This window comes from Nocardia sp. NBC_01730, assembly GCF_035920445.1.
In the GTDB taxonomy this organism is placed as follows: domain Bacteria; phylum Actinomycetota; class Actinomycetes; order Mycobacteriales; family Mycobacteriaceae; genus Nocardia.
On the sequence record NZ_CP109162.1, the window covers coordinates 1970700 to 1983868 of the forward strand.

General features: G+C 65.5%; 1 protein-coding gene (only partly in view). It reads right to left on the reverse strand.

Translation table 11 applies throughout. The annotated features are described in order from the left end of the window. Positions 1–13169: the 3' end of a GNAT family N-acetyltransferase gene (locus OHB12_RS08035; RefSeq protein ID WP_327117624.1), read on the reverse strand. It continues 84181 nt past the right edge of the window; only the last 13169 of its 97350 coding nucleotides appear in the window; its start codon lies beyond the right edge, outside the window; the stop codon is at positions 1–3.

Below are 13169 nucleotides of genomic sequence, written 5' to 3' on the forward strand. Positions count from 1 at the left end.
TCACACAGCCGCGCGGGCCTGCCAGTGAAACCCGTCGAAGAAGTTGGCCGCGTTCAACCCCGGCGGCATGTGGCGGGCTATGTCGGCGGGGGTCGGATAGCGTCCGTTCGTTGGGGACTCGAGTTCGCCGAGTAGCTGTTGCAGCGCCGTCGTGACCTCCGGGTTCGGATTGACCGTGAGGTGGGCGCGGATGCGGAGGCTCAACGCCCGCATGCATTCGGCCAGGCGGCGCGGGTCGGCCGCGTAGTCCCAGTCGAGCCCGTGGTGGATCGCGGCCGCTGCCCCGCGTCGGCCCCGGACCGTCACACCGAACTGCTTCACCCCGGACCTGCGCAGGTAATCCCGAAGTGCCGGAACAACATCACTGCTGCATCCGGTGTGGTTGTGCCACGGCTCGATCCAGAGATTGTCGAATCGGGCGGTGAGTCGGTCGTTTTCGTCCCACTCGATGCTCAGGTCCAGGTCGCCCACCTCGGCCTGGCTATCGTGCCGGGTGACGAACACGCCGCGGATCCGCACTCCGGATACGAATTCTCGGGGGCCGACGCGCAGGTACTCGACACGGTTGAGCACGAGCTCGAGACCGGGGCCGAACTGCTGCTGCAGTCCGGACAATCTCGGCAGAAGCTCGTCCTCGCCGAGGTGTTCGGCTAGCAGATCCGGTATCGACGGAACCGCGGACAGGTCCGGACCCGCCGTCGCGGCGACCTGCCGAGCCGACTCCGCGGGCCCGACCGTGTCGAGATCGGTGTCGAGCAGGGCGGGCCGGGTCAGGCTCGGATTGGCGGCGTGCTGCAGGAGGTCGCGGACCTGCTCATAGCGCAGGGGTCGCGACCCGCGTTCCGGCCACAGCCCGGCCGCGTCGGCATATTTCCACAGCGTCAGGTAGTCGGAATAGAAGCGGCGGGTCAGGGCATCCGCTTGTCGGGGGTTGATTCGGATCTTCTGCACGAAGGTGTTGGAGTCGCTGTACAGGGAGTCGAGGCAAGCCATCGCGCGCAGCCGGCGGAACTCCGCTACTCCAGGTTCCCCGTATTGGTCGCGAATTTCGCGCTCGACCATGGTCGTCACCTCGCGGACAATGGCCATCATCTCCTCGAGATTCGCTGCCTCCCATGGGGTCCAGAAGACAGTCACATAGTCCCAGAGCTTGTGCCGGATCCCGGCGAGGTTCCAGTTGTCCAGTGCCACTGCACCGTCGGGCCGGACCCACAGGTTGCGGAAGGTCGCATTGCCATGGCTCAGGCCCGGGCCGGCCTCCCAGGTGGTGTCACCCGGCACGGATATCTCGTTCGGCATCGGAATCCGCAGCGCGTCCAGGATTTGGTGCCGCTGTTCGAACTTGATTCGCTGCATGCTCCGATACAGCTGCTCGTGTTCGGCCACGGTACGCACCGCGAGATCGTCGGGAAGCTCAACCGCCTGCAACCGGCGCAGCTGCTGCAACAGACCGCGCAGGGTGTCCCGCCGGTCCGCCGCATCGGTCGTGGGTATGCGGCCCGGCCCCATCTCACGGATCGAACTGGCGCCACGACCTTCCCCACGAGCGCCCCATTTGGCCACCGTCTCCGGTACGTCAACGCCGCTGCGACGGGCTAGCTCCTCAGCCCGGTCCTCGGCCAGGTCGATGCGATGGAAAGCCCGGTCACCAATGAGAAGTTTCGGATGAGTGGGGTTGGCGGCCAAGTCTTTGTCGCCGGGATCAGCCACGATGAGTCGCACCTTCCACATCTTTCCCTGGGCGTCGGCGACGCACCAGACATGTGTGTAGTGCCCCCGGGCATGGGCCGGCTCCATCAGAATCGTCACCGCTATCTGGGCCACCTGCTCGGGCGTCATACCGCCGTCCCCCGCTGCCTCGGCGGCGTCGGGAAGTTCCTCATCGCGTAGCTGGCGGGTAGCCGTACGATGTTCCGGGGTCAGCGGCACGGTGGCATCGGTCAGCTCCTTACTCGCCCACCACCGAATGGAAGGCAGAACGCCTGGTCCGGTCTGCCGGCGCACCTCTTGCGGAGTGACAGGGAGCGGCACCGGCTCATCCGTCGGCATCGTGCCGACGGGTGCCCTGGAACGCATGGCGGCCTGCAGGGAGGCGGTGGATTCGGCCAATCTGCCCGGCTCGGTATCCCAGCCGTATCCACGCTTCGTCGCCTGCACACTTTCCTGGTCGGTGACCTTGATCGTGAGCGCGTCGGCGCCCAACCGGTGGGCGAGCTCCTCAGCCGTTCCGAGCAGGTACGGGCCGCCGTATTCACCGGCGAGCCGGTCGAGGTCGGCGGTGGGCTCCGGACGGGCGGTGATCCGTCCTGCCCGATCGAGTTCGAAGAGAACCGACACCTCACCGTATTCGCGGGGACCGTCCATCAGCACGGTGCGCATCCGGATGCGGCTCACGATGTCCACGTCCGTCTCGCCGGGCTGCTCATACTGTGCCGCGATAGGTTCCAGCCGGGCGGTCCAGTCGCCGCGACGCATGGCGGCAACCGCGTCGTCCCGCAGGTGCTCACCCGCATCGGCGTGTCTGCCGGCCTGCAGCTGCTCGCGGAGCTGTGGCAGCCTGCGTGTTTCGGTCGCGGGCACCGCACCTGCAACCGGCTCCGCCGCAGTCTGCTGCGTCGCAACCGGCTCGTCGGACGCCTGCGCTTGATCACGCCGTCGCGCAAGCCGACGCACCCACCGGTCGAGGTGATCGGTCACCTCCGAAAGACTCGGCCCGGTTTGTCCCATTTTCTCGAATACGCGAGTGAGGTTGCGGTGCAACGGTTCCGCTGCCTTCTCGAGCGACATCTGACCGGCGGCAACCCGTAGTGGCAACCGGAAACTGTCGCCCGCGGCGGATTTCCATGCCTCCAGTACCAGATACCGGTCGAAGTCTTTGGCAGCTTTCTCGCCGAAGTACCGGTGCAGCCGCTTCCGGCACCATTCCTCCACCTCGGCCCGGACCTCGGCGCTGGGCCACGAGTTGCGTGCGGCGAACGCGACGTAATCCCATACCGGCGAACCCGGCTGGGACAACTCCAGATCGATGAGCGCGGTCTGTTCCCCATTACGCAGCATGTTGTCGAAGGCCGGATCACCGTGCAGGACACCGAGTTGCACATCGTCGGGAGACTCGGGCTCCACGGTGAAAACCTCGTGCAGGCCCGGCATGCCCAGCTCACCATGGAGCCGGTCGTTCCAGTCGTCCGGGTCGTTGCGGTGTTTCCGGTCGTATTCGAGGCGGATACGCGCCACCTCGCGCACCAACCGTTGCTCCCACTCGACCCGGGTGGTGGGCAGCGATTGCCCGGCGTCATCCCATTCCTCCGCGTGCAGCGCGTGCAGCAGATCGAGTTCAGCGAACAATGCCTCGGCGTTGGGCTGCCACGGTTCGTCCGGGGTCGGATGGCTGCCATCCAGATGCTCGTGGATCAGGAAGCTCTCCGGGTAGGCATCTCGCGCACCGACGTGGTGCAGCTTCGGCACCCGGATCCCGGCTTTCTGGCACAGCGATACTGCTGCCGGTTCCCCGAAGACCAGGTCGATCCGGGGATCGAAATTGGGATTCAGTGTGTCGGTCGGAACCCGGATGACGAACTTGCGGCCGTTCGGCATCGTGATGAACCAGACCCCATGGTGGTTTCCGACGAACCGGGCCCGGTCGCGGACCAGGGTGGCGAAAAATTCGATCTCGAGATCGGTCAACGCGGGATCGGCGGTATCGGTATCTTGCTGCGCAGCCCGGCGTCTGCGCCGAAGACCTGTCGTGGGAGCCGGCTGGGTTTCCGCAGCCGCAGCGCTCGCCTCGTCGGTATCCGCGGACACACCGTCCAGCACACCCCACCACCGGCGCTCATCAGGCCAATCGTCCCGCGAGACCTCGAAATACGCCGCCATCTCGGTGAAGGTGGGCCGTGCCTCGGCCGGCCGGTCGAACCGGTCGAGCATCGGGTCGGCGACAACCTGGAGGCCCTGTGCGTTCAGCAGTTGCACAGTGCTTTCCCGCGATTCGGCCAGATGCTCCGGATCCGGATCCAGCCGCAGGCCATGCAGCGCCGCGACGTGAAAGCCGATCCGGTCATGGATGGGCATGATGACCCGCCCGCCCGCGCCGACGAGACCGCGCAGCCGCGGCACGAAGTGCTGCGCGAAATAGCCGTCCTCGAACCGTTTATGGACGAAGAGATGGTCGAACGTCACGGTGAGGTGACCATCCCCGTCGCGGTGGACATGAAACCGCATGTCGCCCGGTTCCCCGAGGCCCCACGGGCCGTCGTGGACGATCGTGGCCGACACGGTCAGACACCGGTTTCCGGTGTCATCGGTGTACCGCGCGGCGGTCGGTATCAGGGTGTAGCCGCGCGGGCCATACTGCTGATCCAGTAGACCGGTCACGACGGAGAGCAGCTCGTCGTCACCGGGCAGCTCGGCAGCGGGCAGCACCAACTCCGGGCTTGTGGCGGCGAAGGGCTCAGTATCCTCTACCACCAGAGGTTCCTCCGGTAGCGGTTCCGCCCCCCGAGCCACGCGCATCATGTTAACCGCATACATCATCTCACCGCGAACCGCCCACAGCGACTTCGGTTCCCAGCCGCGTAGGCGGCACAGCCGTCGATAATCGGAATAGAACCGCCCGACCAAGGTCTCGGTCTTATCGGGATCCCATGCGATCTGCTCGACAAAGTTCCTGGAGTCGGCGTAGAGCGAGTCGAGACATGCCATGGTCAGCAGCCGGTCCAACTCCGCCTCGCCACGGGCTCCGAAAAGACTGCGAACCTCGCTGCGGGTCTTGTTTTCGACGGCCTCGGCCCGATCCGGTGCCCAGGGTGTCCAGAGCATGGTCACGTAATCCCATAGCGGGTGGGTGATCGCGGCATTGTCCCAGTCGATCAAGGTGACCGTGCCGTCGATATCGTTGACGATGACATTGTCGAAGGTCATGTCGTTGTGGTTGAGGCTGGGTCGCCAGCACTGGTCGTCGGTGTCCGGCGACCAAGCCTGGTGCGGCGCGAGCTGGAAAAGGGAATCCAGCCAGGGTGCGCGAATGCTGTAATTGCGCCGCTGGAAGTCCAGGTACAGGTGGAAATGCTCGGTGACCGTCCGCTTTTGCAGGTCCGGGGGCAGCGGCCGTTCCAGCAGTCGGCGCTTCAGTTCGAACATCTGGTCCAGTACGGCCTCCCAGTCCGAGTCGGTCGGTTTCGGGGTGCGCCCGTCTACATACCGTTTCATCTGGTAGGGGCCCCACTTGTACAACTCCGCCGGGACCTTGACCCCTGCCTCCCTGGCATGGTGCTCGGCGTCGGCCGCGTCGAACGGGAGTCGACGGAACCAGCGGAAGACTCCGTCGGCCCGACTGGGATTGCGGGTCAGATCCTTCGCCACGGCGGTCGACGGCAGCAACCGGGATACGACCACCTGAATGCTTCGGTCCTCCGGATCGAACCGCACCCAGTCGAACCACGCCATTTTGTTGTTTCCTACCCGGGGAGGCCGGAGCGCGGCGCGCAGAACCAGCCTGGCGACGGCCCTCGGATCATCCAGGATGCCGCTGCCCTCGCTCTCGATGTCGACCGGCAGCGATGCCGGTGCGGGCGGCGCGTCATCGGGCTGTTCCACCTGCGGCAGTTTGAAATTGCTCCATACGGCGCCCCCCGCGTCGGTCGCGGCGGCAACCTCGATGCGTCCCCACCACGAAGCGGGATCAGCGAGATGGGCGGCAACGTCATCGAGATCTACGCCGGCGTCAAGCAACTCCCGTGGTGTCGGGACATCACCCTCGCGCAGCCGTCGCCGAAACTGTGTTACGCGCTCGAGCACCGGCGAATCGCGATGCTCGAGCGCGCTCAGCACGACGTTGACGGCACGCCGGATTTCCTCGAGGTAGTCCTCGTCCCAGCCGAATCCGGCTCGGGCAGCTCCCGGCCCGTCGAAAACCTCCAGCCGGAGCTCGTCGGCACCCGCGTCGCGGGCAAAGTCGAGTGCGGGGTGATCGATCGGCGTAAATACATCGGCCGAATGACAGATGGCGGTGATGCGGCCGGAGTCGTGCAGCTCGAAAATGAGCTGAGCATCGTCGTATTCGCGCGTACCGGCCATGACGATGGTGTCGACGTGGATCCGGGCCACAACGCCGGAACCCGACTCGCTCGGAGTCTCGCCTCGCATGCGAACCGGTTCCAACCGCAGCGGCCCGTCCCAGCGCTGTGGGGCCGCCAACATGGTCGGTATCTCCTGAGGGCCCACCTGAGTGCCAGAACGTCGGTAGTAAGTGAACAGTCGCTTGACCCAATGAGACGGGGACCCTACCGCGTCGAGCTCGGCACGAACTTCGGCGGCAAGTGCCGTGGCAGGGGACGCACCCGGCATATACGACTCCAGCTCGCGCTCTGCCCACTCCTCCAGCAGGCGCCCAACCTCTTCCTCTGTGAAGGGTGGATCCAAGCGCGGGTCAGCGGCCTTGCACACACGGACGATATTGCGGTAGAAGGCGGGCAGGACATCCTCGACGGACACCATCTCCGCAGCGATCTTCTTGGGCAGTCGATACGCGTCGCCGCAGATCGACTTTCGTGCCTCCAGCACCACATACCGGTCGAAGTCGGTGACCGCGCCCGGCCCGAAATGCTCCTCCAGCATGGCCTTGATCCTCTTTTCGACAAGGACCGCCGGGTCGGGCTCGGCACGGCCGATGACCGCTGGTTCTGCTTCGGCGCCTGCGTCGGCCTGGACTCCGAATTCACCTCGCTCGGTGTTGTCGCGCCAGTCGTTCCCGAGATAGTACCGGGCCCAATCCCAGGCGATCGGAGCAAATTGCGCGGACTTCGCATCGGTGAATCCGATGCGACCGTCGGCACCGCGGCGCATCTTGCGACGGATCGGGTTGCCGTGGGTGAACCCCATCGGACTCCCCGTCGTCGTCGCATCGTCGTTCACCGGCATCCATGTGGCGGACAGCGGTATCCCTCCGGTCAGCGCATCCAGCCGGTGGTCGAGGTCGGCATGCTCCAGTCCGCGGAGTCGTTTCCGTTGCGTCGAGTCCCAGGAGCGTTGCGTCATAGCCGTATCGACGGGCAGCATGTGCAGCCGATACAGCTCCGGGAAGACATCTTCCGTCGTGCGCTCCCACCCTTCCTCCGGCCCGAACTCCTCTCCTGGGACGAACTGGTGAATCGTTACCCGCGTCGGAAAATCCCGCTCAGACGACTCGGAGTCGAAGAGCAGCCGCGGGCCGTGCACCCCGACCTCGTGGAACCTGTTCGAGACCTCGTCTGCCGACGCCGCCAGCTCGTCCAGGTCGAAGTTCAGCCGCTTCGCGTCGGGGAGATACACCCGGACCGTCACCTTTGGACCGGCAGCCGTGCCCATTCCGGGCCAGAGCGGCAGATGCCAGACACCGCACTGGTTTTCGTACTCGTCCGGTTCGGTAACGCCCACCCGCTCCATCACCCGAAGCACCTGGTCATGGGTGAGACGTCGATCCAGCCGCGATGGCACGGGCGCCACTGCGGCCGGCACGGAAGAACATGGTTCGCTCAGCCACTGCGCTGAGTCCACGCTCGGCGCCAGGCCTGCGCGCAGTAGCTGGTTGCGATCGTGCAGCATATCGTCCGGCGGGTCATCACCGATCCGCATCCGCAGCACATCCGCGCCCACCCCGCGCACGAAGTGGCGCACCAGGTCGAGGAATGAGCCCCGATCCGTGCCGCCACGAACACGCAGGTACTCCGGCACGAACTCGACGGTCGGGCCTGGATCGACATAAGCGGTGACGGTCCCGTTGGTGCCGAGGTCGAAATGCAGGTCCACATCGCCGAACTCGGCCCGGCCGATCATCACGACGGCACGCATGCGCAGGCGTGACACCACATCACCGTCCGAGTCGACGGGTTCGTAGCGGGCATGGGTCACTTCCAGCCGGTGCGGATGGGAATACCACAGCTCGCTGCTGTTCAATCCGAGCAACCGCCGTTGGCCGGTTTCCGGATTCTCCAGCAGCGCACGAACCGAAACCGTGAGACTCGGTGCCAGCGGCTCATCGAGCCGAGGCGCGACCTCGACCCGATCCTGTCCGGACAGCCACCCCTGCGCGCTGAGCGCCGAGAACTTGTCGAGCAGGTGCTGGAATGTCGGATCGAGCATCCGATCGAGCAGAGCGGCACGGCGGACTATCTCGAGGTTCTCCCGGAACGCATGCAGTAGATCGACGGGCCGGACGGTGCTGTCGGTGACCGCCCGCGGCGACTGGAAAGCCTGCTCAATGGCCGCGATGCGCGCCTCGAGCCGGAGATAGCGATCGAAGTCCGCCAGCGCGGCCTCGCCGTGCAGCCGCCTGATGCGACGGAAACACCAATCGTGCACCTGCCACCGCACCTCGGGCGGCCAGGGGTTGCGGACTATGAGTGTGGCGTAGGTCCACTCCAGCGGCCCGGCTTCGGGGAATTCCCAGCCCGATAGTGCCAGCTCACCGTCCGGCGTCCGGATCAGGTTGCCGAGGGACGCTGCCCCGTGCAGGTGTACGGCATGATCCTCATCGCCGGCCGGGTGCCGCTGTGGGAACACCTTGAACAGTTGAGGCAGCTCGAGCAATCCGAATCCCGGTCCGAGACTTGCGATGTCCGCCTCACTGATGCGCAGTGAATAGCGAACGCGCTGCTCCCACTCGGCACGTGTCATCGTCGACGACGCTGGGGGCGGCGCGTCGGCCGGGACAAGCCGGTCGAACAACTCGTCGGCGGCTTCCTCGCGAAACGACATGTCCGCGCCGACGAAGTCGGCGACCGTCAGCGGTGGTCCCGGGAAGTGTTCCTGAACGAAGAGATCGCCGCCCGTGTACAGAGTTCGCGGCATGCGAGCACCGATCTGCCCGGTGCCGCCCGAGGCCTGAGTACGGTCGAGGTTCCCACCTTCGGTAGCCGTTGTCGGGACGACCTTCATTGCGGCACTGACGATCTCGGGTATTTCGGCATCGAGATCGATGTCTCCGACCTGCCGAACAACAAGCACCTTCGCACCGGAGTACTCGGGACGCGGATCCGGCAGCAGCCACAGCCCGTCCGGACCGTCCCGATGATCCGGCTGTTGCGCATGCGTTTGCGCGCGCAGGATATCGACCTGCTCGAAGGTGATCGCCGGTTCGCCGACTGCCTCGCCTTCCGTCGGCTCCGGATCGGGTCCGGCTCGTGGTCCCTGCGGCGGCAGGCCACGCATCGGGCCTTCCGGGGCCGCGCGGCGGGCGATGATCGTGGCCCGGTTACGGCCTTTTCGGTAGCGGTATTTCGGTTTACCGTCGGCCTTGAAGACGATGGTGGAAACGGTCGTCACCCCGAGTGCCTCGCGCTCGGCCCACCACTCGTCGATCTCGTCCGGAGTTCGCCATTCCCGCACCGAGCCGTTGACTTCTTCTCGGATCACCACCTCGTCGCCGAACTTGGCCACCGCGAAGGCGTGCGCGCCGGTACCTCCGAAACTCATCGCGCCTGCGACGGCGCCGCCGTGCGACCGCACATGTTCGATGACCTTCGCCAGTGTCACCAGCCGGTCCCGTCGCGGACTCCATTCCCCGCCCAACGTGCTGGCGTATTCTTCCTCGGTCACCCCTTCCAGCCCGGCCCAGGCCGGCAGCGGCGGCCGGCTCTGCCTGCGCCAGCGCGGGCGCACGCTTTCGAGGAAATCGAACACCAAATCGACCGCCACCGGGGCGCATCCGCCGAATACCACCGGCTCGATCACCCGGAAATCTTCCGCGTCGGCGCGCAGTAACGCTATGCCGTAATCATCCAGGCGGTGCACCGCGCGGGCCTGCTTATCCCTGAACGACACGGCCGCCAGCCTGAACATCATGTCCGGAGTCGGCAGAAAATCGTCGGTCATCCGGCCGCCGCTCGACCACTGTTCGATCCGCGCCGAGCCGTCCGAGTCGACCCGCCGTACCAGCAGGCTGCGGTAACCGAATCCGTCGTTCCTCGTGCCCTCCAGCGGCGTTACGCACACCACCGCCGACACGCCGTCGCCGGAACCTGGTTGCCGCCGGTCCAGTTCCTCGCCCCACTCGTACAGTTCCGCGGCGGCCACGCCCACATTGCTCAGTAATTGGGTGCGCTCACCGCCGTAGGCCGCTTCGATTTCGCTGACCGGCAATTGATCAACGGCCAGCCGGGACCACACGTGCATTACGGGCAGTCGATCGGAGGGACGTTTGTCGCGGACGACCATGGGCGGGCTCGGAGCGCCGACCGGCTCGGCCGGACTCGGAGCGTCGCCGGGCTCGGCACGTTCGGGCTCGTCATCGGCGTGCGAGAAGGCCGCCCGGTGCTTTTCGGCGACGTCGTCGATGGGCTCACCGAGGAAGTGCCGCAGCGCCACCAGGGTGTCCACTTGCAGGGTGCCGCGGCCGGTGTCGTTGATGAGCCGGTCGACCTCCAGGAACATTCGGAACAGCATCATGTTCGGCCCGGCATGGTGCTGCGCGACGTAGCTGCCGTTTTCCCGGTGATCGAGCACCGCCATCTCGTAAGACCAGGTGTACAGCGCGGCCAACCCGACATCCAGGAACGCGACGACCTTGCCGGTTTCCGGATCGATCAGAATGTTCTCGCGTTTGAGGTCGCGCAGAATCAGCTGCCACTGTTCCGGGAATGCCTTCCTGGCCAGTTCCCGCAGCCGCTCGAACACCGGTTCCGGGGAGCCCAGCAGTTCGAAGCGGCGGCGCATCTCCGAGTCCTGCATCAGTTTCCGGTACTGCTCCATCGAGCGGTCGATGATGAAATCCATCAACCCGGCCATGTCTCTGTCCGCCGGGTAGTCCGGATAGAGCTCGACGAGCTCGTTCAGCAGCGGTTGGATCGGCAATCGCTGCAGCTGTCGCAGCAGTTCGACCGCGCTTTCGACAATCCGCTTCTGAAAACGCTCCCATTCTGCCGGAGAAGGCACTTTCCCCGGAGCGCAACGCAAGATGAGAACCGGCTGGGTAGGAATAGTCCCGTCCCGACGTCGAATACCGGCCATCCGCAGTTCATCGACCGGAATTTTCCGCAATTCCTGCGGAATCCGTTTCACCCCATACGATTTCAAATAGTTCAAGATGAAGTGCTCATCGAAATACACGGGGTCCACCGATTCGACATCCTTGGGTATCCGGACGATGGAGTCGCCCAGAATGTGGATGTCGTTGTTGAAACCCGCCAGGTGCAGTCCGTTGCGGACGGCATCGCGGATCAGTTTGATCGAAGTCTCCCAATTCAGCATAACTCCACCGCCCGGCGCGACTCCCACGTAGTCCAATACCGGACGCAAGGGAACCGAAGCGGTCGGCGCCGACGGTTTGGGCAGCGGCCGGCCGGCCTGCACGGTGAGGTGATTCAGCCCGGTGACGATCGCTTCCGGCCGCTGTTCGGCCAGCTCCTCGATCGCCGCGGGCGAGTCCGATGAGGCCAACCCGACCGCGCCGAGACCGAAAGTCGCGGCCATCCGCATGTCGGCCACTCCGCCGACCAGGAGCAGCCTGTCGCGTCTCGGATCACCGAGCACCCGCAACGCTTCCCGGATCGGGTGCTGCTCGGGCCGGTTCCATTCGTCGTCACGCCCGATCGCCAGGATCTCCGCACCTTCCCGACGGCGCGGGTCGTGGCCCGCCAGGAAAGCACGGATCACCGCGGTGGAGGCATCGCCGACCACGATGACCCGAATACCCCGCTCGCGCAAGGTTTCCATCAGCTCCCGCGCAGCCTGATTTTCCGCGATCCGGCCGGCGGCCCGCATTTCCTCCCCGGATAGCACTGTCTCCACTCTGGCCTCCGCGGCCGGGTACAGCCGCCGCACGGCGGCAAGCAACCGGTAGGGGTCCGATAGTGCGGTGAGCTCCGGCGCCGATTCGACACCGGCATCGGTAACCGCTGCGCGCATCTCGTCGGCCACCGTCTGCGCCGCCGCGGTGGAAAAGAGATCGCAAACGACGCCATTGAATGGCAGCAGCACCCATTCGGCCCGGTCCACCAGTCTGTGCAGATCTGTTGGATTGTCCACCGAGACGATCGGCACCGACTTTGCCTCCGGCGGAATCGCCGTCCGGGAGTACAGCCGCCGGTAGCGCGAACGCTCCGGCGGCAGGTCCGGTTCGACCAGTTCCTCCGGATCCGCGACCGCTCGGAAGAACTCACGCGCTTGGCCCTGCAATTCGTACAGCTGCACCGGATCGAACGGCAGCGAATTCAACAGAGCCTGCTGCCACCTGCGGTAGCGTGCGCTACCATCGCCCACCCGCCGCACCCAATCGGAATGCGGAATCAGCACGCACTCTTCGAAATCTTCTATTGCACTGGGCTCTAGCCCTTCGTTTCGCAGCGCCCAATTCATCAACACCCGGGCCAGGAGGTGATTGGCATTGCGCCCGGCAGGATCTCGCTGGTCGTAACCGGGGTTCATCGGGTGCAGCGAGAAGATTCGGCGCGCCAGCTCGGCCGCCACTTCGAATGGATCGAAGCCGGGCGCGCCGGTCGTCCGGTTGTACCAGTCGCAGATCTTTTCCAGCTCGCTGTTGATCAGCCCAGTTCCATTGACCGAGTAGCCGATCACGTCCCGCCCGATCGAGTCGACCAGCTCTGACCGGTATTCCAGATCCGGGTGTCCATCGAATATGGCCGCCGGGCTGATACCGGGCAGACTCATCGGAGTCCATCGCTGCTCCGACGGGCGGGTGTCCACTTTTCCGGCTCGATCCGGTGCGGCCCAGCGCAGCAGCAGCGTATGCAGTCGCCGGATGAACGGAATCCTCAAAACCGCACCAGCACGGTCGGCCGCCCATCGAGCCGCCAGGTAACCGGCCCATTCCTGAGCGCCGAGCATAAGTTCTGGCCGGCGCTGTCCGGCGAGAATCGCGCAGCTCCAATAGACCCTGTCCAGATACAAGGTCGATTCCAGGCTCAGCTGGCCTTCATCCCACAGGTTGTTGAGCGCCTCGAGCCGGTCGAGCACAGTATCGGTGAGTTCCCCGGACAGCAGGTCGGTCAGGCCCGGATCCGCCGCTACCGCCGCCGCTCGGGCCGCTACCGCACTCGACCGGCGCAGGACGCACTCCGGCAACGAGATTCCGTAGGGCGCAAGCTCCGAAGACAATTCGGGCATCGACCCGTCCGACACAAATCCGCGCCGCCCGAACAGCCGCATCGCCGCGGTTCCCAATGGCACCCGGACCG